Consider the following 20,297-nt stretch of genomic DNA (forward strand, 5'->3'; position numbering starts at 1 on the left):
GCTTCTGACGCCTGGCGGGATAGAGTAGGGCGGCGGCCCGGGGGATTGAGATGAAGGCGACGATCGAACGCGCGACCCTTTTGAAGGGCCTCAGCCATGTCCAGTCGGTGGTGGAACGGCGCAATACCATCCCGATTCTGTCGAACGTGCTGATCGAGGCGACCGCCGAGGGCGGCCTCAAGCTGATGGCGACCGACCTTGATCTCCAGATCAACGAGACGATCGCGGCGGCGGTCGATCAACCCGGTGCAACTACCGTGTCGGCGCACACGCTGTTCGACATAGCGCGCAAGCTGCCCGAGGGTTCGCAGGTGAGTCTCGCCGCAGCCGATGGCAAGCTGACGATCATGGCCGGGCGCGCGCGCTTCCAGCTCGGCACGCTGCCGCGCGACGATTTCCCGGTGATCGCGGAAGGCGAACTGCCGGTCAGCTTCGAGCTGCCCGCCGAGACGCTCAAGCAGATCATCGACAAGACGCGCTTCGCGATCTCCACCGAAGAGACGCGCTATTATCTCAACGGCATCTTCCTGCACGTCTCGGCCGATCCGCAGCCGGTGTTGAAGGCCGCCGCGACCGACGGCCACCGCCTCGCCCGCGTGACGATGCCGCGCCCCGAAGGCGCCGAGGCGATGCCCGACGTGATCGTGCCGCGCAAATGCATCGCCGAGCTGCGCAAATTGCTCGACGAGGTCGATGCCTCGGTCGGGGTGTCGCTGTCCTCGACCAAGATTCGCTTCGATCTCGGCCATGCGCTGCTGACCTCGAAGCTGATCGACGGCACCTTCCCCGATTACAGCCGCGTCATCCCGACCGGCAACGACAAGATCCTCAAGATCGATCCGCGCAGCTTCGAGGAAGGCGTCGATCGTGTCTCGACGATCGCGACCGAGAAGACGCGGGCGGTGAAGATGGCGCTCGATCGCGACAAGATCGTGCTGTCGGTGACGAGCCCCGACAATGGCACCGCCGCCGAGGAAGTGCCCGGCGAATATACATCGCTGCCGTTCGAGATCGGCTTCAACAGCCGCTATCTGCTCGACATCCTCGGGCAGCTCGATGGCGATACGATCGAGGTGCATCTGGCCGACGCCGCCGCGCCGACGCTGATCCGCGAGAATGACAAGGCTTCGGCGCTGTACGTGCTGATGCCGATGCGAGTCTGAGGCGCGACCGGACATGGTTGCGGCGGCGTTAACCGAAAACTGACATGTGCGCGCTACCCCGGTGGATGATCCACTGACAGAGTGCCACGTCCATGCAGCACGACCCGGTTTCCGCATCGCTATATTCCGGCCCGACCCGAAGCATCCTGGTCGTCGATGACAATCCCACCGCGCTCGCGGTGATTGGCCGGCGGCTGGGGCGGCTCGGCTATCTCGCGGTGCTGTGCGACAAGGCGACCGACGCGCTCGACCAGGTGGCGACGCGACGCTTCGATCTGGTGCTGGCGGATATGGTGATGCCCGGCATGTCGGGGATGCAACTTCTGCGCGCGTTGCGGGCCAGCGCGGACACGCGCGAGCTGCCGGTGATCCTGCTGACCAGCCGATCCGACCCCGCCGCCGCCGTCGATGCGCTCGCGGCGGGTGCGGACGATCATGTCGCCAAGCCATTCGACTTCGACGTGCTGGCGGCGCGGATCGAGCGCGTGATCGGCCACGCCCGCCGGCTTGCCGAGCTGAGGGCGTTCAACGCCGCGCTCGACGCGCGGATCGCCGAGCGCGCGATCGAACTTGGCGAAGCACAGACCGAACTCGCCGCGACTCGCGCCGACCGCCAGCGCCTCGTCGCCTCGCTTCAGGCGCTCAATTACCGGGTCGAACTGGCGGGGTGCTGATTGCCACCGTCAGCCCGGGTTGGGGCTGGTCGGGCAGAGACGCGATTCGCACCGCATCGGCGCGCGCGCGGGCGAGGATCGCGGCGGGTATGTCGTCGCCTGCGTAGATTCGCTCGGCCTGCGCCAGCCAGCGTGCCTCGCGCAGCGTGAGGTCGTCGGGATCGTCCGAGCGCAACGCGATGTGGACGACCGCGTCGGGCGTATCCCCGGCGGACTCGAGCCAGCGCTGCACCGCTTCCGGCGGCGCGCCTAGCACGTCGAGCGCACCACCTTCCGCGAACGCTGCGCCCAGCGCCATCCGCCGCGCACCCGGATCGGCGAAGCGCGCGCGGATCGCGGCGCGTGCCGCGAACAGTGCCTCGGCGAGTCGCCCGAGTGTCGGCGGCAGCAGCGCTTCGAGCCGCTGGCGTAGTGCTGCCGCCAGCCCCGCCGAGACGCCGCCGGTGCCGATCGCGAGGATCACCGGCGAACGATCGACGATCGCGGGCAGGGTGAAATCGCACAACGCCGGGCGGTCGACCGCGTTGACGAGGACGCCGCGCGCCTTCAGCCGCGCCACTACGGCCTGCGCCTCGGCTTCGTCCTCGATCGCGACGATCGCGAGCGCCGCCGCACCATCCTCGCCGACCACCCATGCGCCGGCGCGATCGAGCAGCCGCCGCTTCGCCGCTGCCGCATCGCCGTCGCCGACCAGAATCACCGTCCGGCCTCGCGCCGCGACGAAGATCGGCAGGCTGGCGAGCGTCACGCGGTCAGCCACTCCGGCAGCCGCTCGGCGGCGAGGATCGTCTCGGGCTGGATGCGATCGGCGACGACGGCGTAGCGATCACCGCTCACCAGCACTTCGGGCACCAGCGCGCGGCTGTTGTAGGTGCTCGCCATCGTCGCGCCGTACGCGCCGGCGGTGCGGAAGATCGCGAGATCGCCCGATTTGACCGCGTCGATGTCGCGGCCCATCGCGAAGGTGTCGCCGCTTTCGCAGACTGGGCCGGCGATGTTGGCGGTCATGCGGTCGCCGGTCGGGCGGACGGCGGCGAAATCGTGCCACGCATCATACATCGCGGGCCGCGCGAGATCGTTCATCGCGGCATCGACGATGACATAGGGGGTGGTGACGCCCGGCTTGACCCAGATCACTTTGGTCAGCAGCACGCCGGCATTGCCAGCGATCACGCGGCCGGGCTCGAACATCAAGGTCGCGTCCCAGCCATCGGTGACGCGCGCGACCATCGCGCCGTAAGCGGCGGGGCTGGGGAAGACGTCGCCTGCCTTGTACGGCACGCCGAGGCCGCCGCCGAGATCGACATGGCTGATCGCGTGGCCGGCGCCGCGCAGTTCCTGCACGAGCTGGCCGATACGCCGATACGCTGCCTCGAGCGGGGCGAGATCGGCAAGCTGGCTGCCGATATGGATGGCGACGCCGCGCAGGTTCAGCCCCGGCAGACCCGCGAGCCGGTCGAAGATCGCGCGCGCTTCGCTGATCGGCACGCCGAACTTGTTCTCGGCCTTGCCGGTCGAGATCTTGGCGTGGGTGCCGGCATCGACATCGGGGTTCACGCGCAGCACGGCATCGGCGACTTTGCCGCCCGCCGCCGCGAGCGCCGCCAGCACGACGCCTTCTTCCTCAAGCTCCAGATTGAACTGGCCGAGTCCCACGTCGAGCGCCTTGGTCAGCTCACCGACCGTCTTGCCGACGCCCGAGAACACGATGTCCGACGCCGGTATCCCCGCCGCGATCGCGCGCGCCAATTCGCCGCCCGAGACGACATCGGCACCGTAGCCGGCATTGGCGAGCAACCGCAGCACCGCGAGATTGGGGTTGGCCTTGATCGCATAGGCGATGTGCTTGCGCTTCACGCCGGCAAGGCCGTCGCGGAACACCTCGGCGTGGCGCGTGAAGGTCGCCGCCGAATAGACGTAGACGGGGGAGCCGACGTCTGCGGCGATGCGCTCAAGCGACACGCCCTCGCAGTGCATGACGCCGTCGACCAGCGCGAAATGATCCATCGAAGTGCCGTTCAGTTATGGGGTGGAAGATCGAACTCGTCGCCGCGGCGCGTGTCCGATTTCTTGAGCAATTCGTCGCTGCGCTCGGGCCGGGCCTGGCTGTTCGGGGTGAGCAACTGCGTCGCGGTCGGGGTCGCGCGGGCGCTGTACGGCGCGACCGGGAGGTGCTGATTGCTGGCGGGTTTGAGTTCGGACGCCGAACCGCAGCCGCCGAGCGCGAGCACGCCCGCCAGGATCAGTCGCTTCATGCCAGTTGCTCCCGGGCGGTGGCGATGGCGGCGCGGACGCGCGATGGCGCGGTGCCGCCGAAACTGGTGCGGCTCGCCACCGAGGCGTCGACCGACAGGACGCCGTATACGCGATCGTCGATCCGAGCGTCGATCGCTTTCAGATCGTCGAGCGGGATGGCGTCGAGCGCGATGCCGCGTTCCTCGGCCAGCTTCACCGCGCGGCCGGTGATGTGGTGCGCCTCGCGGAACGGGATGCCGCCCTCGCGCACCAGCCAGTCGGCGAGATCGGTCGCGGTCGAGAAGCCGGCTTCGGCGGCGGCGCGCATGCGGGGCGTGCGGAACGTCGCGCTCTCGACCATGCCGGTCATCGCCGCGATCGACAGGCCGAGCAGGTCGTGCGCCTCGAACACCGGCGGCTTGTCGTCCTGCATGTCCTTTGAGTACGCAAGCGGCAGGCCCTTCATCGTCACCATCAAAGCGGTGAGGCAGCCGATGATCCGCCCGCTATGCCCGCGCACCAGTTCGGCGGCATCGGGGTTGCGCTTCTGCGGCATGATCGACGAGCCGGTCGACCATTGATCCGACAGCGACACGAAGCCGAACGGCTGCGACGCCCACAGGATGAACTCCTCGGCCAGCCGCGACAAATGCAGCGAGACCTGCGCGGCGGCGGTGAGATATTCGATCGCGAAGTCGCGGTCGGACACGGCATCGAGCGAATTGCGCGTCGGCCCATCGAAGCCCAATGCGGCGGCGGTCATCTCGCGGTCGATCGGGAAGCCGGTGCCGGCCAGCGCCGCCGAACCGAGCGGGCTGCGGTTGCCGCGCGCGCGCGCATCGGCGAAGCGGCTGCGGTCGCGCGCAGTCATTTCGAAATAGGCCATCAGGTGATGGCCGAGCGTGACCGGCTGCGCGCTTTGCAGATGCGTGAAGCCGGGCATCACGCTGTCGGCATGTTCCTCGGCGCGCGTGAGCAGCGCCAATTGGAAGCCCTTGAGCGCGGCATCGACCTGATCGATCGCGTCGCGCACCCACAAACGGAAATCGGTCGCGACCTGATCGTTGCGCGAGCGTGCGGTGTGCAGCCGACCGGCGACCGGGCCGATCGCCTCGGCGAGCCGCGCCTCGCTCTGCATGTGGATGTCTTCGAGCACCATGTCCTCGGCGACGCCGTTCGCTTCATAGTGCGCGGCGACGGTGTCGAGTCCAGCGGAGATCGTCGCGGCGTCGTCCGCCGCGACGATGCCGGTCATGCCCAGCATCGCGACATGCGCCTTCGATCCGGCGAGATCCTGCCGCCACAAGCGCTTGTCGAACGGGATCGAGGCATTTATCTCGCGCATGACCGCCGCCGGGCCTTCCGCGAAACGGCCGCCCCACATCGCATTGGATGCGTCTTTCATGTCCTTACGCTCGACGATCGTGCCGCTCCCTGCCTTGGTGCTGCTCACCCTGATGACTGGCTGCGGCGATAGGCAAGACTCCACCAAGGAGCAAGCGGTGCCGCGCGCCACGCCGCCTGCATCGGCCAGCGCTTCGCCTGCGCCTGTCGCGACGGCGACCGCCGACGCCCCCAAGGAGGGTGAGAAAGTGCCGGTCGATACGATCGGCACGATCGACCGCAGCCACAAGGGCGAAATCGCCCCCGCCGTCAGCTTCGACGATGCGCAGGACAAGCCGACCACGATCGCCGCGTTCAAGGGCAAGCCGGTGCTGGTCAATCTGTGGGCGACCTGGTGTGGGCCGTGCGTCGCCGAGATGCCGACGCTCGAAAAAGCCGCCGCGACCTTCCATGTCGCGGCGATCAGCCAGGACAAGGATCGCGGCACCGTGGCTGCTTATTTCGCGAAGAAGGGCTTCACGCGGCTTCAGCCGTATCTCGATTCGAAGGTCGGCTTGAGCATTGCCTTCAACGCCAGCCTGCCGACCAGCATTTTGTACGATTCGACCGGGCATGAAGTGTGGCGGATCGTCGGCGGGATGGATTGGACGACGCCGACCGCGCAGGCGCTGCTCGCCGAGGCGAAGTAAGAGGATTTTGCACGCGGAGGCGCGGAGACGCGGAGAAGAAGCTGCGCGTAGCGCGCTATCTCTTCTTTCTCTCTGCGCCTCCGCGCCTCCGCGTGAACCAATATTCGCGCATAGGCGCAGAGAATGCAGAGAAGATTGAAAGCCGCTGCGCGGCAAAAATAATAGTCGCCCCGGCGAAGGCCGGGGCCGCGGCGTTTGGGGCAGCCGGTTCGCAAACAATGCAACGGCCCCGGCCTTCGCCGGGGCGACGGGCGTATCAGTCGGTGATTTTCACGATCGCGTCGATTTCGACCACCGCGCCGAGCGGCAGAACCGGCACGCCGACGGCGCTGCGGGCGTGCTTGCCGGCGTCGCCGAACAGTTCGACCATCAGGTCCGACGCGCCATTGGCGACCTTGGGCTGGTCGGTGAAATCGGCTGCCGAGTTGATGAACACGCCGAGCTTCACGATCCGCTCGACTCGGGACAGATCGCCGAGCGCCGCCTTCATCTGCGCGACCAGCATCAGCGCACAGCGTTGCGCGGCGTGCGTGCCATAGGCGACGTCACGGTCCTCGCCGAGCCGCCCGGTCATCAGCGCGCCATCGTCGAACGGCAACTGGCCGGAGATATGGAGCAGGCCCGACGCTTCGACCGCCGCGACATAGGACGCGACCGGCGCGGCGGCGACGGGGAGGGTGAGGCCGAGTTCGGCGAGCTTGCGGTCGATACGGTCGGTCATGATTCGTCTCTCTCAGGGATGGAAGCGGGCAGGCCGGCGGCGAAGCGGTCGGCGATCCACGCCTGCGCGTCTTGCCAGTCGTCGATTCGCGCATGCGCGTAGGGAGCCGCCGGCACGTTGGGCGCAAGATCGGGTTCGGAGATCATGTGCAGCCGGTGGACGTGCGGGGCGTGCTTCGCGACCGATTCGTGATGCACCGCGAGATCATCGACGAACACCGCGACGCTCGCGCCATATTCGGCGACGAGCCGCGCGACCGGATCGCCCTTGCCGCCCTGATTGGTCTCGACGCGGTGGCGGATGTCGAAGCGCGCGAGCTGTTCAATGCGTGCATCGCGAACATGGTCCTGCAAATTGGTGAGCACGACGATATCGGCCACCGCGCTCAACGCCACCAGCGCCTCGCGGGCATGCGGCACCAACGTCTGCCGCTCCATCTCGGCGGGGAAGAAGCCGCCGAGATAGCCCCACATCTCCTCGGTGCTAGGCCGCTCGCCATTGGCGCGGCGCATGCTGGTGAACATCTCGGGGCCGGCGATGTCGAAGTCGATATCGTGCGATTCGCGCAGCCACACGCCGAAATGCCGCACCATATGCAGCAGCACTTCGTCGCAATCGGTGATGAGCAAAGGCCGGCTCATGCGTCGAACCTGCCGCCATCGAGCGCGACATGCGCGGCGACGATCGCCTCGGGGCGGACCTCCAGCTCCTCGGCGCAGGCGATGAGGTCGGGTTCGTAGTTTTCGAGGAACGCGAGCACTGCGGCCAGCACGGCGGGTTCGCCGGCGCGGGTGCGCAGATCGTCTGGCGTCAGCCCGGTCGTGTCGAGCAGCCGCTGCGCACGATCGGGTTCGGCGAGCGTCCACACCAGCGCGCGCAGCGCCAGCTCGGTCGCGTCAGCATTTGTATCGGGGGCGCGCATTGCGTAACCAGCGCTTTCAAATCGGGTTTCGGATTGGGGTGGACGTGGCAAAAAGGGTGCTCGTTGTCGAGGACAACGAACTCAACCTCAAACTTTTCTGCGATCTGCTGCGCGCCCATGCCTTCGTGACCGAGGGGCTGCGCGATGGGCGTGAAGCTGTGGCGCGGGCGCGTGAGTTTGCACCCGATCTGATCGTCACCGACATCCAGCTTCCGCATGTCACCGGCTTCGAACTCATCACGCAGTTGAAGGGCGATCCCGCGCTGCGCGACATCCCGATCATGGCGGTGACGGCCTATGCCGGGCGCGAGGACGAGGAGCGGATTCGCGCGGCGGGTGCCGACGCCTATGTCTCCAAGCCGATCTCGCTGATGCGATTCGTCGAGGCGGTCAACGGGCTGATGGCCCCCTGACAGAGCGAATCTGACATACCAAAAAAGCCGCTAGGGTTACCCCTGCGGCTCTGGATCCCCGCGTGCGCGGGGATGATCCAAAGGCGGCTATGCCGCCCTTTGGATCACTTGATCTTGGCTTCCTTGAACTCGACATGCTTGCGCACGACCGGATCATACTTCTTGAAGCTCAGCTTCTCGGTCTTGGTGCGCGGGTTCTTCTTGGTTACGTAGAAGAAGCCAGTGTCAGCCGAGCTGATGAGCTTGATCTTGACGGTGGTTGGCTTGGCCATGAGCCCTGTTTCCTGCAAATCGTAAAAAAGCAAAGGCGGCCGCGATGGGCCGCCCCGTAGGCGAAGCGCGTTGGCGCACGCCGCCCGAATTGTCAAGCCTCGGGCGTGCGTTAACGCGACCGATACGCTCTCTCGTCTAGCGCTGGCGCATGGCAATGTCGCTTCCAATCCCCGGCCGGACGGGCTGATCGCACGATGGATGCGCTGATGGCGGCGTTCGTCGCCGCGATGGTGATCGAAATGGGCGATCGGACGCCGTGGCTAGCGGCGATGCTCGGCGACCGATTCGAAAAGCGTGGGGTCGTGATCGTCGCGACCTTGCTCGCGCTGGCGCTCGGCAACGGTATCGCCGGGGTTGGCGGGGGAATCGTGGCCGCGCATTTGACGCCCAATGCGCGCGCGTTGCTGCTGTCGCTCGCCTTGCTGTCGGCCGGGTTGGGGGCGTTCGGGCGGCTGAAAGCGCCCGAACGCTTGGCGAAATGGCGGATCGGCGCGTTTGCAACGAGCTTCCTCGGTATCGCCATCCTTGCGTTCGGTGATCGTACCCAGTTCGCGACGATGGCGTTCGCGGCACGCAGCGATGCGCCGGTGCTGGCGGCGATCGGCGCGACACTGGGGGCTGGGATCGTCAACGCGGCGGGGGTGCTGGCCGGCGAGCAAATGCGCCGGCAGCTACCGATTCGCGCGATTCGCATCGGCACCGGCGTGCTGCTGTGCGCGATCGGTGCGATCTCGGGGCTGTCGGCGCTGCGATTGATCTAGCCACTCGATCAGTCCCATCGCAAAACCTTGGCGGACAGGCGGGAGCCATTGCGCTATCGAATCGTTCACGCAACGACCTCATCCACAGGAGCTGTCCGTGACCGACGACGCACTGAAGACCCCGACCGACATCAAGAGCAACGCCGCCAAGACGGTCGCCGAGGCGCTGAACGCAATTCTCGCCGATTCGTTTGCGCTCTACATCAAGACCAAGAACTTCCACTGGCACGTCTCGGGTCCGCATTTCCGCGACTATCACCTGATGCTCGACGATCAGGCGACCCAGATCCTCGGCACCACCGATGCGATCGCCGAGCGCGTGCGCAAGACCGGCAACACGACGCTGCGCTCGATCGGCGACATCGCCCGCCACCAGTCGATTTCGGACAATGACGCCGAGTTCGTCCCCGCCGCGCAGATGCTGATCGAATTGCGTGAGGATAACCTCAAGCTGGTCGAGAAGCTGCGCGAGGCCAAGGATATCGTCGACGAGGCCAAGGACAATGCCACCAGCGGCATTCTCGACGAATGGACCGACCTCGCCGAAGAGCGCGCCTGGTTCCTGTTCGAAGCCAGCCGGGGCGCCTGATCCGCGCCGCTGAGGCCCGGCCGCCGTTCAGGCGCCGGGCTTCGGTCCCAACGTCAGCAACCACAGATCGGGCGGCGCGCCGAGCCGGAACGGCACGCCCGTAGCGCCAAGCCCGGCGGTGACGATGACGGTATGTGACCCGTCGCGCACCAGCCCGCAGCGATAGCGCGCCGGCGAGACTTCGACGATCGGCCCGATCAGCGGCAACACCACCTGACCGCAATGGGTATGCCCGGCCAGCAGCAGCGGCATGTCCGGCGCCAGTTCGGACGCGATTTCGGGCGAATGGGTCAGCAGCACGGGCGCGCCCGGCAGGATTCGCATCTGCGCCATCGTGTAGATCGGATGGGCATGGCCACTCGCGGCATCATCGACCCCGCCGAGGACGAGCGGGCCGATCTGGATCGCCTTGTCCTCGAGCAGCGTAACGCCCGCCGCCGCGAGGTCGCGCGCTACCGCCGGCATGCCGGTCGCGTGATCGTGGTTGCCGGGCACCCCGATCACACCGAGCCGCGCGTGAAGCCCCTTCAACGGCGCGATCATCGCCGGCCCATGCAGCACCGCGCCGTCCTTGCGTTGGCCGAAGATGAAATCGCCCGCGATCAGCACGAGATCGGGGTGCAACGCATTGATCTGACGGACGATGCGCGTCAGCCGGGTGGCATCGCTCACCAGTGATCCGATATGCACGTCGCTGATCAGCACGACGCGAACCGGCGGCTGTCCTGCCGGCCAGCGCGGCAACGCGATGTCCGCGCGGCGCACCGCCGGGTCGCGCCGCGCCTCGGCGAAGGCATAGAGCGCGATGGCCGCGCCGATCAGGAGCATGAGGCCAAGAGCGGAGAGGAAGCGGCGCATTGCTGCACCTGCTAACAGAAGCCACGGGCTGGCGGAACCGCTGGCGTCGCCCCATGTTGAACCCCTGATGCAAGCCTTCGCGCAGCTCCTCGATTCGCTCATCTACACGCGCTCGCGCAACGCGAAGCTCAAGCTGATCGTCGATTATCTGCACGCGACGCCCGATCCCGATCGCGGCTGGGCGATGGCGGTGTTGACCGGCGATCTCGATCTGCCCGGCATCAAGCCCGCGCTGATCCGCGCGCTGATTGAGGAGCGCGTCGACCCGGTGCTGTTCGCGATGAGCCGCGATTATGTCGGCGATACCGCCGAGACGGTGAGCCTGCTGTGGCCCGATCCCGTCGTGCCGCCGCGCGAGACCGGGCCGCTGTCGCTGTCCGACGTGATCGACCGGCTCGGCAGCCTGTCGCGCGCCGATGCGCCCGGTGCGCTGGCGGCGATGCTCGATCGGCTCACCGCCAATGAGCGTTTCGCGTTGCTCAAGATGGCGATGGGCGCCTTGCGGATCGGCGTGTCGGCTCGGCTCGCCAAGACCGCGCTGGCGCAGGCGTTCGGGCTGGAGATCGAGGCGGTCGAGGAACTGTGGCACGGCATCGACCCGCCCTATGCGGCGCTGTTCGCCTGGGCGCAGGGCGAGGGGGCGATGCCGACGGCGGCGGATACGCCGGTGTTCCGCCCGTTCATGCTCGCGCATCCGCTCGAAGACGGCCGCGTCGATCTCGCCGAATATGCCGCCGAATGGAAATGGGACGGCATCCGCGTCCAGCTCGTCCACGTCGCGGGGGAGACGCGGCTCTACAGCCGCGCGGGGGACGACATCACGCGCAGCTTCCCCGAGGTCGCACGCGCGTTCACCGTGCCGGGCGTGCTCGACGGCGAGTTGATGGTGAAGGGCGATGCGCAGGGGCACAGCACCGAAGAGGGTGGCGCGGCGAGCTTCAACGCGCTCCAGCAGCGGCTCGGGCGCAAGATCGTGTCGGCGAAGATGCTCGCCGAGGCGCCGGCGTTCGTGCGGCTCTACGACATCCTGTTCGACGGCACCGAGGATCTGCGCGACCGATCGTGGACCGAACGGCGCGCGCGGCTCGAAGATTTCGCGAGCCGGCTACCGGCAGACCGCTTCGACGTCAGCGCGCTGATCGTCGCGCCCGATTTCACCGCGCTCGAAGGCATTCGCGCCGGTGCGCGCGATGCGGCGATCGAGGGCGTGATGCTCAAGCGCCGCGATTCGGCCTATGTGGCGGGCCGGCGAGTCGGGTTGTGGTACAAATGGAAGCGTGATCCGCTCACCGCCGATTGCGTGATGATGTACGCGCAGCGCGGCAATGGCCGGCGCTCGTCCTTTTACTCGGATTACACGTTCGGCTGCTGGACCGAAGACGGTGAGTTGCTCCCGGTCGGCAAGGCCTATTCGGGCATCACCGACGAAGAGATGAAGATGCTCGATCGCTTCGTGCGCGCGCATACGACGGCGCGGTTCGGGCCGGTGCGCGAGGTTGAGAAGACGCTGGTGCTGGAGATCGCGTTCGATTCGATCCACGAGTCGAAGCGCCACAAATCCGGCGTCGCGATGCGCTTCCCCCGCATCGCCCGCATCCGCACCGACAAGCCGGCCAGCGAGGCGGATACGGTGGCGGGGCTGCGGCGGCTGGTGACCTGAGACTCCACCCGTTCGTGCTGAGTAGGGATCGAGTAGGCGCTTGCGCCGTATCGAGATGAGCAGGTGAACATGCCCCCGGCATGTTCAGGATCATCCGGGGGATGATCCGACCTGCTCATCGTATCGAAGCACAGGTAACCGCAAGTGGCCTGTCCTTCGATACACCGCGCTACGCCCTGCGGGCTACTCGGCGGTTACTCAGGACGAACGGAGCTACTTAAACGTCATCATACTTTAAGCGGGGTTCAGCTCGCGGGCCGCACGTCCTTGGCGATGCCGTCGAGCAGGCCGTTGACGAAACCCGTCTCGCGCTTCTCGAAGAAGGCGTGCGCGACATCGACATATTCGCTGATGACGGTGGCGACCGGTACATCGACTCGCGCGAGCAATTCGTAGGTGCCGGCGCGGAGGATCGCGCGCATCGATTTGTCGAGCCGCTCCAGCGTCCAGCCGCTCGCCAGCTTCTGGCGGATCGCGGCATCGATCTCGGCGCTGCGCGCGGTCGCGCCGGTCACGATATCGTCGAAGAACGCGACATCGGCCTCGGCATATTCGGCGTCCTCGATGGTCGCGCCGAGGCGGTGCTGGTGGAATTCGTGGAGCAGGCGCGGCACCGGCGTGCCCTCCATCTCATGCTGGTAGAGGGCCTGGGTGGCAGCGAGGCGCGCGGCGGCGCGGGCCTTGGATCGGGCGGCGGTACGGGATGACATTCGGGGCCTTTAGCGGAAAATGTGCGAAAATCGCAATTTCGTTTGATCCCCTCCCTGACAAGGGAGGGGTTAGGGGTGGGTTGCTCTCGGGGAATGCTTCGACCGCCACGGGCCAACCCACCCCCGGCCCCTCCCTTCTAGGGAGGGGAGGCTTACAGCCGCAACGCCACCGACTTGGCGTGCGCGGGCAGTCCTTCGGTTTCGGCGAGCGCCACCGCCGCCGGGCCGATCGCGGCGAGGCTGGCTGGATCGAGCTGGAGGAAACTCGTCCGCTTCATGAAATCCAACACCGACAGCCCGCTCGCGAAGCGCGCGCGGCGGCCGGTCGGCAGGACGTGGTTCGGGCCGGCGACATAATCGCCGATCGCCTCGGGCGTGTGCCGGCCGAGGAACACCGATCCGGCGTGGCGCACGCGGTCGAACAGCGTCTGCGGATCGTCGCACGCCAGTTCGAGATGTTCGGGTGCGAGCCGGTCGACCAGCGGGATCGCCTCTTCGAGAGTCGCGGTGACGATGATCGCGCCGTTCGTGTCCCAGCTTTCGCGCGCGGTCTTGGCGGTGGAGAGCAGGCCGATCTGGAGATCGACCGCCTCGGCGACGGCGTCGGCGAACGCGGCATCGTCGGTGAACAGGATCGACTGGCTGGTCGGATCATGCTCGGACTGGCTGAGCAGGTCGGCGGCGATCCATGCCGGATCGTTCTTGCCGTCCGCGACGACGACGATCTCGCTCGGCCCCGCCACCATGTCGATGCCGACCAGCCCGTAAAGCTGGCGCTTGGCCTCGGCGACCCAGGCGTTGCCCGGCCCGGTGATGACGTCGACCGCGCCGATCCGCTGCGTGCCATAGGCGAGCGCGGCGACCGCCTGCGCGCCGCCGACGCGCCATACTTCGTCCACCCCGGCGATATGCGCGGCGGCGAGCACCAGCGGGTTGATCTCGCCCTTGGGCGTCGGCGTGACCATCACCAGCCGCTCGACCCCGGCGACGCGCGCGGGGATCGCGTTCATCAGCACCGATGACGGGTAAGCGGCGCGACCGCCGGGGATGTAGATGCCGGCCGCTTCGATGGCGTTCCAGCGCGCGCCCAGCCGGACGCCCGCCGAGTCGGTGGTGTCGCTGTCGGCAGGCTTCTGCTTCTCGTGATAGGCGGCGATACGCGCTGCGGCGAGATCGAGCGCGGCGCGCAGATCGGGCGCGAGCGCTTCGTAGGCGGCGATCCACTCGGAATTTTCGATCCGCCAGCCGGTCGCGTGGAGATCGTGGCCATCGAACTTCTGCGTGAACGCGGCGAGCGCGGCATCGCCCTCGTCCCGCACGCTGGCGACGATCGTGCGGACATCGCGCGCGACATCGGCATCGACTTCGCGGCGTGCGTTGACGAGCGCTGTGAAGTCGCGGTCGAACGCTGGGTCGGAAGTGGAGAGGCGGATCATATTCCCCTCCCGCTGGCGGGAGGGGTTAGGGGAGGGCGTGTCCCCAAACGGGCGGCGTGTGAGAAGGGCAGGCCCTCCCCCGACCCCTCCCGTAAACGGGAGGGGAGAAGTATCGCGCTATGCAGCATCGCGCATCTCCACCGCCCGCCGGAACCGCTCGACCAGCGGCACGATCTCCGCGCGCGTCTTGAAGGCGGCGCGGTTGACGATCAGCCGCGAGGATACCTCGGCGATCACCTCGACCTCGACCAGCCCATTCTCCTTGAGCGTCCGGCCAGAGGAGACCAGATCGACGATCCGCGGCGCGAGGCCGAGCAGCGGGGCCAGCTCCATCGCGCCGTTCAGCTTGACGCACTCGGCCTGCACGCCGCGCGCTTCGAAATGCTGCGCGGTGACGTGCGGATATTTGGTGGCGATGCGGATGTGGCTCCAGCCGCGCGGATCGTCACCCGCCGCCATTTGCGCGGGTTCGGCGACCGACAGCCGGCAATGGCCGATGCCAAGATCGACCGGCGCGTACAGTTCCGAATAGTCGAACTCGGCGAGCACGTCCGAGCCGACGATGCCGAGCTGCGCCGCGCCGTGCGCGACGAAGGTGGCGACATCGAACGCGCGCACGCGGATGAGGTCGATGCCGGGGGTCTGCGTATGGAAACGCAAGGCGCGGCTGCTCTCGTCGCTGAACGCGGCCTCGGGGATGATGCCGGCGCGCATCAGCAGCGGCACCGCTTCTTCGAGGATGCGGCCCTTGGGGACGGCGATGATGATCGGATCGGTCATGGAGGCGCGGCTTTACTTGGGCGGCGGCACAGGCGCAACAGAGCGCAGGAGGCGAATCATGGCGGATGAAGTGGCGAACCGGCAGGCGTTCGTGATCCAGCAGCATTTCTGCGAGGCGATGGGCGCGCCGATCACCGCGCGGATCTGCGCCGCGCTGGCGGTGAGCCTTGACCGCGCGACGCGGACGGGCGCGCGCATCCTCGACTGGCCGGGCGATCCGACTGCCGATGCGCTGCCGCTGCGCACGGTCGGCGGGTTGCATGCGCTTGACCTCGCCGGGGTCGCGCCTGAGTTGAGCCGCGTGTTCGCGGGGGAGGTGGTGGCGCCCGAGGCGGTGCAGGCGGTGTTGCGCACGACGTTCGCCGAGCATGACGACGCGCTCCTGCCCTGGCTCGACGGGCCGCCGCAGACCAACGAGGCGGGGCGCTCGGCGGTGCTGATGACCGGGCTGATCGAGGTCACGCGGCGGCATGGCCTGCCGCTGGATTTGCTGGAGATCGGATCGAGCGCGGGTCTCAACCTGCTGATCGATCGCTTCCGCTTCGATCTCGGCGGTGTCGTCGTCGGGCCGGCGGACTCGCCCGTCGTGATTCGCCCGGACTGGCGCGGTGCGCCGCCGCCGACGGTGGCGGTCGCGATTCGCTCGGTGCGCGGGGTCGAGATCGCGCCGGTCGATGTGCGCGATCCCGCTGCGGCCGAGCGGCTGCGCGCCTATGTGTGGGCCGACAATCCCGACCGGATGGAACGGCTGACGCGCGCGATCGACATGATCCGCGCCACGCCCGTCGCGCTGGAACAGGGCGACGCCGCCGATTGGGTCGCGGCGCGCCTCGCCGAGCCACAGCCGGCAGGCGTCGTGCGCGTATTGATGCATTCGGTGGTGTGGCAATATCTCGGCGCCGAGCGGCAGGCGCGGATCACGGCGGCGATGGCGGGGGCCGCCGCGAACGCGACGCCGGAACGCCCGCTGGCGTGGGTCCGCATGGAGCCGGATCGCGCGATTTCTGAACAGCACTTGTGGGTACGGAGCTGGCCGGGCCACGGCGCGCCGGTCAAGCTTGCTCGCGTGCAGGCGCATGGTGCGTGGATCGAACCCACCTGACGTCGCCCCGGCGCAGGCCGGGGCCGTTGCGTAATTTGGCGATGTGAGTGCCACGAACCCAGCGGCCCCGGCCTGCGCCGGGGCGACGGGTTTACTGCTGGTTCGCGACCACCGCCTGCACCACCGATTGCATCAATTCCTGCCGCTGCGGGATGGTGCGCGGCGTGTCGCCGATCATTACCGCGATCGCATAGGCGCGGCCGTCGGGTGCCATCAGCAGGCCGACATCGTTATAGCCGGCAGTCCGCCCGGCGAGATCCTGGCCGGTGCCGGTCTTGTGGCCGAAGCTCCAGCCGGGCGGCACCGCGCCGCGCATGCGCTGCTTGCCGGTCTTCGACGATTCCATCGTGCTGATGAGGAAGGCGGTCGACATGGGCGAGAGCAGTTCGCCCTTCTTGAGCCGTGCCAGCGCATCGGCGATCGCGCGCGGGGCGGCGCCATCGGGCGGATCGGCGACATAGCGTTCGAACGCGGCGATCCGCGCCGATTGCGGCAGGCGCGCACGCGCGAGCGAGAAGGCGTTGCCGAACGCATATTCGGGCCGCCACGTCAGCCCGGCGGTCGCGCTCTGGAGCAGCCGCTCGCCGGGGCCGAAGCGGATGTTGCCGAGGCCCTTGCGCGCGATGAAATCGCGCACCGCGCTCGGCCCGCCGACATAGCGCAGCAGCCGGTCGTTGCAGGTGTTGTCGCTCATCGTCAGCGCGCGGCGCAGCAATTCGCCGACGGTGGTCTGGTATTCGCCGTTCTTGAGCAGCGACGCGACCGGCTGGTGGAACAATGTCAGGTCGGCTCGGGTAAGGGTAATCGGATCGTCGAGCGTGAGGCGGCCTGAATCGCGGAAATCGAGCACCGTCATCGCCACCCACAGCTTGCTCACGCTTTGCTGCGGTAGGCGAACGTCGCCGTTGCTCTCGATCGTCCAGCCCTTGTCGATGCTGCGCACCGCGACGCCGACGCGACCGTCGAAGCTGCGTGCGACGGCGTTGATCGACCGCGCCAGCGCTTCCGGCGCGACCACCGGGCGCGGTGTGGACGGCGGCACTTCCATCACCACTTGCGCGGGGTAGCGCGAGGGCAGGGCACCCGGCGCGCGGGTCGCCAGCCGCGTGTCTTGGACGCAGGCGCACAGCGCCACGGCGAGCAGGATGCCGGAAAGCGGCCGGGACGATTCGAAAGCCAAGGTGTCGGTCACTTCATGGTTGCCCTGCCAACCCCCGCTGCAGGAAGCGCTGAAAGTGCTTACTCTTTCGTGCGTTGGCAATATCGTATCATTCGCGCCGAGTCGCATCGCGACGAAGCGACGCAAATCAGCGGCAAACGCTCCCGCTTCAGGGAACCAGCACCGTATCGATCGCCTCGGGGAGCATCTCGGGATAGTCGAGCGTGTAGTGCAGGCCGCGGGATTCCTTGCGGTGCAAGGCCGATCGCACGATCAGGTCCGCCGTCTGGAGCAGGTTGCGCAGCTCGATGAGATCGGGCGTGACACGGAAATGGCCATAATAATCGTTCACCTCGTCGGTGAGCATGCGGATGCGGTGCTGCGCGCGTTCGAGCCGCTTGGTGGTGCGGACGATGCCGACGTAATTCCACATGAAGCGCCGGATCTCGGTCCAGTTCTGCTTGATGACGACCTCCTCGTCCGAATCGGCGACGCGGCTCTCGTCCCACGGCCGGATGCGCGGCGGCGGCGGCAGATCTTCCCAATGTTCGGTGATGTGGCGCGCGCACGCCTCGCCGAACACGAAACATTCGAGCAGCGAGTTCGAGGCCAGCCGGTTGGCGCCGTGCAGCCCGCTCTCCGAACATTCGCCCGCCGCGTACAGGCCGGGCAGATCGGTACGCCCGTCGAGATCGATGATGATGCCGCCGCAGGTGTAGTGCTGCGCGGGCACGACCGGGATCGGCTCGGTCGTCATGTCGATGCCAAGCCCGAGCAGCTTCTCCTTGATGTTGGGGAAATGCTCGTTGATGAAATCGGCGCCGCGATGGCTGATGTCGAGGTGGACATAGTCGAGCCCGAGCCGCTTGATCTCATGGTCGATCGCGCGCGCGACGATATCGCGCGGCGCGAGTTCTGCGCGCGGATCGAAATCGGGCATGAAGCGGTAGCCCGAATCCGGCAGCAGCAAATGCCCGCCTTCGCCGCGCACCGCCTCGGTGATGAGGAAGTTCTTGACGTCGAGATTGTAGAGGCAGGTCGGGTGGAACTGCATCATCTCCATGTTGGAGACGCGCGCGCCGGCCCGCCATGCCATCGCGATACCGTCGCCGGTCGCGCCGCGCGGCGCGGTCGAGAACAGGTAGGTGCGGCCCGCGCCGCCGGTCGCGAGGATCGTCGCGCGCGCGGTGAACAGCTCGACGCGGCCGGTCTCGCGGTTGACGGCATACACGCCCCAGACATGCCCCGCGCCCGAATAGCGTTCCTCATGCTTGCTGGTGGCGAGATCGACGCACACCATGTCGGGCAGCAGCCGGATATTGGGATGCGCTTCGGCGGCGGTCTGCAACGCGACCTGCACGGCATGGCCGGTCGCATCATCGACATGGACGATGCGGCGGTGCGAATGCCCGCCCTCGCGCGTCAGATGCGGTGCGTTCCCGTCCATGTTGAAGGGCACGCCAAGCTCGGTCAGCCGCGCAATCGCCTTGGGCGCGTTCTCGACCACGAATTCGACGGTCGCGAGATCGTTTAGGCCGGCGCCCGCGATCATCGTATCCTCGATATGGCTCTCGAACGTGTCGCCCGGTTCCAGCACCGCCGCGATTCCGCCCTGCGCCCACGCGGTCGAGCCTTCGTCGAGCTTGCCCTTGGCGAGCACCGTCACCTTGAAATGGTCGGCGAGATTGAGCGCCGCGGTCAGCCCCGCTGCGCCCGAGCCGATGATGAGGACGTCGCTTGTATGCGGATCGTTCAAGCCGATCTCCAGTGTCTCTTGCGACATCGAGACCGATCCCGAACCGCGGAATGTGCTCGACTACGCCCGAACCTCGCCGCATTTCAACTCGCGAACCAAGGATTCGTGCATTCGGGTTCGTCGGGAAGCGGAAAGGATTACGGATGGCGCGACGCATGGCGATGCTGAGTGTGGTGTTTGGCGCGATGTTGTTGATGCTGGGCGGGCTTCCGGCGCGCGCCTGCACGCTCACCGCAGCGGGCGCCACGCAGCGGATCACGATCGGCGCCACCGGGCGGACGATGCTGATCCATATGCCCGCCGGGTTCGATCCGGCGCGCCCGGCACCGCTGGTCCTGCTGTTCCACGGCAGCCTCGGCGACGGGGCGACCATCCTCGCCAAGTCGGGCCTGTCGGAAACCGCCGATCGCCACGGCTTCATCGTTGCTGCGCCCGACGGCGGTATCGTCGCGAAACCGGGCTATGTGTGGAACATCCCCGGCGTCCCCACCGTCTCTGGGCGCTTGCCGAACGCGGACGATGCGGATGATGTCGCATTCGTCGATGCGGCGATCGGCTGGCTGGCGGCGCAGCGGTGCGTCGATCCCGCGCGGGTCTATGCGACCGGCTATTCGGGCGGCGGGCGGATGACGTCGCTGCTCGGCTGCATCCGCGCCGAGCGGTTCGCGGCGATCGCCCCGGTCGTGGGCTTGCGCGCGGGCAACCCCTTGGCGAGCGATCCGCAGCGGCCCGATCCGGCCACCTGTCATCCCTCGCGGCCAATGCCGGTGATGGCGTTCGCCGGCAGCGCCGACACGACCAACCCGATCGCGGGCGGCGGATCGAGCTACTGGCAATATCCGATGCGGACCGCCGAAGCGCGCTGGGCGGCGATCGATGGGTGCCGCACGCCGCTCGCGACCCGCAGCCTGTCGGCGACGGTCTATGAGGAGGTGTATGGCGGGTGCCGCGCGCGGACCGAGGTGGTCGGCCGAGTCACGATCGGCGCCGGCCATGTCTGGGTGGCCGACAACGAGGCGATGTGGGCGTTCTTCGCCCGATACCGGCGCTAG

At 67.6% G+C, this 20,297-nt stretch carries 23 protein-coding genes; 9 read left to right on the top strand and 14 right to left on the bottom strand.

Features of this window, described 5'->3' with window-relative positions; all coding sequences use genetic code 11:
* The first annotated feature begins 50 nt into the window (after positions 1-50).
* Both dnaN and EWE75_RS04620 read left to right on the top strand, forming a co-directional pair.
* Entirely contained in the window at positions 51-1,163 is a 1,113-nt protein-coding gene (dnaN, locus tag EWE75_RS04615) for a DNA polymerase III subunit beta (RefSeq protein WP_130155523.1), read from the top strand.
* 92 nt (positions 1,164-1,255) lie between these two features.
* A complete protein-coding gene (locus EWE75_RS04620; RefSeq protein WP_130155524.1) occupies positions 1,256-1,837 on the top strand; it encodes a response regulator in 582 nt (193 codons plus the stop codon).
* Here EWE75_RS04620 and EWE75_RS04625 read toward each other — a convergent pair.
* From EWE75_RS04625 to argH, 4 genes are read right to left on the bottom strand one after another with little or no spacing between them, the layout of a single operon-like run.
* Positions 1,806-2,585, bottom strand: coding sequence for a precorrin-2 dehydrogenase/sirohydrochlorin ferrochelatase family protein (locus EWE75_RS04625; RefSeq protein WP_130155639.1), 780 nt, complete (start codon positions 2,583-2,585; stop codon positions 1,806-1,808). The genes EWE75_RS04620 and EWE75_RS04625 overlap by 32 nt on opposite strands.
* Positions 2,582-3,844, bottom strand: a complete 1,263-nt coding sequence (lysA, locus tag EWE75_RS04630) for a diaminopimelate decarboxylase (RefSeq protein ID WP_130155525.1) — start codon at positions 3,842-3,844, stop codon at positions 2,582-2,584. The genes EWE75_RS04625 and lysA overlap by 4 nt, the downstream gene beginning before the upstream one ends.
* Positions 3,845-3,855: 11 nt before the next feature.
* On the bottom strand, positions 3,856-4,092 hold the full coding sequence (locus EWE75_RS04635; protein ID WP_130155526.1) for a hypothetical protein: 237 nt from the start codon (positions 4,090-4,092) through the stop codon (positions 3,856-3,858).
* Entirely contained in the window at positions 4,089-5,456 is a 1,368-nt protein-coding gene (gene argH, locus EWE75_RS04640) for an argininosuccinate lyase (protein WP_206364687.1), read from the bottom strand. The genes EWE75_RS04635 and argH overlap by 4 nt, the downstream gene beginning before the upstream one ends.
* A 19-nt stretch (positions 5,457-5,475) precedes the next feature.
* Between argH and EWE75_RS04645 the strand changes: the two genes are divergently transcribed.
* On the top strand, positions 5,476-6,105 hold the full coding sequence (locus tag EWE75_RS04645) for a TlpA family protein disulfide reductase (protein ID WP_130155528.1): 630 nt from the start codon (positions 5,476-5,478) through the stop codon (positions 6,103-6,105).
* A 256-nt stretch (positions 6,106-6,361) separates the two neighbouring features.
* On the opposite strand, the gene EWE75_RS04650 is transcribed toward EWE75_RS04645, so the two are convergent.
* Genes EWE75_RS04650 through EWE75_RS04660 form a run of 3 tightly spaced genes read right to left on the bottom strand, consistent with a single transcriptional unit; the run spans position 6,362 to position 7,748 of the window.
* Complete coding sequence (locus EWE75_RS04650) at positions 6,362-6,826, bottom strand: RidA family protein (protein WP_130155529.1); 465 nt, start codon at positions 6,824-6,826, stop codon at positions 6,362-6,364.
* Positions 6,823-7,467, bottom strand: coding sequence for an HAD family hydrolase (locus tag EWE75_RS04655; RefSeq protein WP_130155530.1), 645 nt, complete (start codon positions 7,465-7,467; stop codon positions 6,823-6,825). Before EWE75_RS04655 ends, EWE75_RS04650 begins: the two co-directional genes overlap by 4 nt.
* The gene (locus tag EWE75_RS04660; protein WP_130155531.1) at positions 7,464-7,748 is read right to left on the bottom strand and encodes a DUF3572 domain-containing protein; all 285 of its coding nucleotides are present in this window, start codon (positions 7,746-7,748) and stop codon (positions 7,464-7,466) included. The genes EWE75_RS04655 and EWE75_RS04660 overlap by 4 nt, the downstream gene beginning before the upstream one ends.
* 44 nt (positions 7,749-7,792) lie before the next feature.
* Here EWE75_RS04660 and EWE75_RS04665 point away from each other — a divergent pair, with 44 nt between their 5' ends.
* On the top strand, positions 7,793-8,161 hold the full coding sequence (locus EWE75_RS04665) for a response regulator (RefSeq protein ID WP_130155532.1): 369 nt from the start codon (positions 7,793-7,795) through the stop codon (positions 8,159-8,161).
* A gap of 104 nt (positions 8,162-8,265) precedes the next feature.
* Here the strand turns inward: EWE75_RS04665 and rpmG are convergent, their stop codons facing one another.
* Positions 8,266-8,433: a 50S ribosomal protein L33 gene (gene rpmG / locus EWE75_RS04670; RefSeq protein WP_069203621.1), complete on the bottom strand. Its 168-nt coding sequence runs from the start codon at positions 8,431-8,433 to the stop codon at positions 8,266-8,268.
* Positions 8,434-8,640: 207 nt separating this feature from the next.
* Here rpmG and EWE75_RS04675 point away from each other — a divergent pair, with 207 nt between their 5' ends.
* Positions 8,641-9,195 (top strand): TMEM165/GDT1 family protein, encoded by a 555-nt coding sequence (locus EWE75_RS04675; RefSeq protein ID WP_231708211.1) that lies wholly within the window; start codon positions 8,641-8,643, stop codon positions 9,193-9,195.
* A gap of 97 nt (positions 9,196-9,292) precedes the next feature.
* Positions 9,293-9,784 carry a Dps family protein gene (locus tag EWE75_RS04680; RefSeq protein WP_130155534.1) on the top strand — a complete coding sequence of 164 codons (492 nt, stop codon included), beginning with the start codon at positions 9,293-9,295 and terminating at the stop codon, positions 9,782-9,784.
* A 27-nt stretch (positions 9,785-9,811) separates the two neighbouring features.
* Here the strand turns inward: EWE75_RS04680 and EWE75_RS04685 are convergent, their stop codons facing one another.
* Positions 9,812-10,642 carry a metallophosphoesterase gene (locus EWE75_RS04685; RefSeq protein WP_165388266.1) on the bottom strand — a complete coding sequence of 277 codons (831 nt, stop codon included), beginning with the start codon at positions 10,640-10,642 and terminating at the stop codon, positions 9,812-9,814.
* A 67-nt stretch (positions 10,643-10,709) separates the two neighbouring features.
* Between EWE75_RS04685 and EWE75_RS04690 the strand changes: the two genes are divergently transcribed.
* Positions 10,710-12,302 (top strand): cisplatin damage response ATP-dependent DNA ligase, encoded by a 1,593-nt coding sequence (locus EWE75_RS04690; protein WP_130155536.1) that lies wholly within the window; start codon positions 10,710-10,712, stop codon positions 12,300-12,302.
* A 245-nt stretch (positions 12,303-12,547) separates the two neighbouring features.
* Here EWE75_RS04690 and nusB read toward each other — a convergent pair whose 3' ends face one another.
* The 3 genes from nusB to hisG form a co-directional block, all read right to left on the bottom strand.
* A complete protein-coding gene (nusB, locus tag EWE75_RS04695) occupies positions 12,548-13,012 on the bottom strand; it encodes a transcription antitermination factor NusB (protein ID WP_130155537.1) in 465 nt (154 codons plus the stop codon).
* A gap of 152 nt (positions 13,013-13,164) precedes the next feature.
* Positions 13,165-14,448 (bottom strand): histidinol dehydrogenase, encoded by a 1,284-nt coding sequence (gene hisD, locus EWE75_RS04700; protein WP_130155538.1) that lies wholly within the window; start codon positions 14,446-14,448, stop codon positions 13,165-13,167.
* Between the two features lie 117 nt (positions 14,449-14,565).
* Positions 14,566-15,228, bottom strand: coding sequence for an ATP phosphoribosyltransferase (gene hisG, locus EWE75_RS04705; protein WP_130155539.1), 663 nt, complete (start codon positions 15,226-15,228; stop codon positions 14,566-14,568).
* A gap of 58 nt (positions 15,229-15,286) precedes the next feature.
* On the opposite strand from hisG, the gene EWE75_RS04710 reads away from it, so the two are divergent.
* A complete protein-coding gene (locus tag EWE75_RS04710; protein ID WP_130155540.1) occupies positions 15,287-16,330 on the top strand; it encodes a DUF2332 domain-containing protein in 1,044 nt (347 codons plus the stop codon).
* A 91-nt stretch (positions 16,331-16,421) separates the two neighbouring features.
* Here the strand turns inward: EWE75_RS04710 and bla are convergent, their stop codons facing one another.
* Both bla and nadB read right to left on the bottom strand, forming a co-directional pair.
* On the bottom strand, positions 16,422-17,522 hold the full coding sequence (gene bla / locus EWE75_RS04715; RefSeq protein WP_231708212.1) for a class A beta-lactamase: 1,101 nt from the start codon (positions 17,520-17,522) through the stop codon (positions 16,422-16,424).
* Positions 17,523-17,658: 136 nt separating this feature from the next.
* The gene (gene nadB, locus EWE75_RS04720) at positions 17,659-19,272 is read right to left on the bottom strand and encodes an L-aspartate oxidase (protein ID WP_206364680.1); all 1,614 of its coding nucleotides are present in this window, start codon (positions 19,270-19,272) and stop codon (positions 17,659-17,661) included.
* Between the two features lie 128 nt (positions 19,273-19,400).
* Between nadB and EWE75_RS04725 the strand changes: the two genes are divergently transcribed.
* Entirely contained in the window at positions 19,401-20,297 is an 897-nt protein-coding gene (locus EWE75_RS04725; protein ID WP_231708213.1) for a CE1 family esterase, read from the top strand.

This window comes from Sphingomonas populi, from assembly GCF_004208535.1.
Classification (GTDB): domain Bacteria; phylum Pseudomonadota; class Alphaproteobacteria; order Sphingomonadales; family Sphingomonadaceae; genus Sphingomonas; species Sphingomonas populi.

Excerpts from the sequence above, each read along its gene's own strand:
- dnaN (WP_130155523.1), top strand. The coding sequence starts at position 51 with ATGAAGGCGACGATCGAACGCGCGACCCTTTTGAAGGGCCTCAGCCAT.
- EWE75_RS04620 (WP_130155524.1), top strand. The coding sequence starts at position 1,256 with ATGCAGCACGACCCGGTTTCCGCATCGCTATATTCCGGCCCGACCCGA.
- lysA (WP_130155525.1), bottom strand. The coding sequence starts at position 3,844 with ATGGATCATTTCGCGCTGGTCGACGGCGTCATGCACTGCGAGGGCGTG.
- EWE75_RS04635 (WP_130155526.1), bottom strand. The coding sequence starts at position 4,092 with ATGAAGCGACTGATCCTGGCGGGCGTGCTCGCGCTCGGCGGCTGCGGT.
- argH (WP_206364687.1), bottom strand. The coding sequence starts at position 5,456 with ATGTGGGGCGGCCGTTTCGCGGAAGGCCCGGCGGCGGTCATGCGCGAG.
- EWE75_RS04645 (WP_130155528.1), top strand. The coding sequence starts at position 5,476 with ATGTCCTTACGCTCGACGATCGTGCCGCTCCCTGCCTTGGTGCTGCTC.
- EWE75_RS04650 (WP_130155529.1), bottom strand. The coding sequence starts at position 6,826 with ATGACCGACCGTATCGACCGCAAGCTCGCCGAACTCGGCCTCACCCTC.
- EWE75_RS04655 (WP_130155530.1), bottom strand. The coding sequence starts at position 7,467 with ATGAGCCGGCCTTTGCTCATCACCGATTGCGACGAAGTGCTGCTGCAT.
- EWE75_RS04660 (WP_130155531.1), bottom strand. The coding sequence starts at position 7,748 with ATGCGCGCCCCCGATACAAATGCTGACGCGACCGAGCTGGCGCTGCGC.
- rpmG (WP_069203621.1), bottom strand. The coding sequence starts at position 8,433 with ATGGCCAAGCCAACCACCGTCAAGATCAAGCTCATCAGCTCGGCTGAC.
- EWE75_RS04675 (WP_231708211.1), top strand. The coding sequence starts at position 8,641 with ATGGCGGCGTTCGTCGCCGCGATGGTGATCGAAATGGGCGATCGGACG.
- EWE75_RS04685 (WP_165388266.1), bottom strand. The coding sequence starts at position 10,642 with ATGCGCCGCTTCCTCTCCGCTCTTGGCCTCATGCTCCTGATCGGCGCG.
- EWE75_RS04690 (WP_130155536.1), top strand. The coding sequence starts at position 10,710 with ATGCAAGCCTTCGCGCAGCTCCTCGATTCGCTCATCTACACGCGCTCG.
- nusB (WP_130155537.1), bottom strand. The coding sequence starts at position 13,012 with ATGTCATCCCGTACCGCCGCCCGATCCAAGGCCCGCGCCGCCGCGCGC.
- hisD (WP_130155538.1), bottom strand. The coding sequence starts at position 14,448 with ATGATCCGCCTCTCCACTTCCGACCCAGCGTTCGACCGCGACTTCACA.
- hisG (WP_130155539.1), bottom strand. The coding sequence starts at position 15,228 with ATGACCGATCCGATCATCATCGCCGTCCCCAAGGGCCGCATCCTCGAA.
- EWE75_RS04710 (WP_130155540.1), top strand. The coding sequence starts at position 15,287 with ATGGCGGATGAAGTGGCGAACCGGCAGGCGTTCGTGATCCAGCAGCAT.
- nadB (WP_206364680.1), bottom strand. The coding sequence starts at position 19,272 with ATGTCGCAAGAGACACTGGAGATCGGCTTGAACGATCCGCATACAAGC.
- EWE75_RS04725 (WP_231708213.1), top strand. The coding sequence starts at position 19,401 with ATGGCGATGCTGAGTGTGGTGTTTGGCGCGATGTTGTTGATGCTGGGC.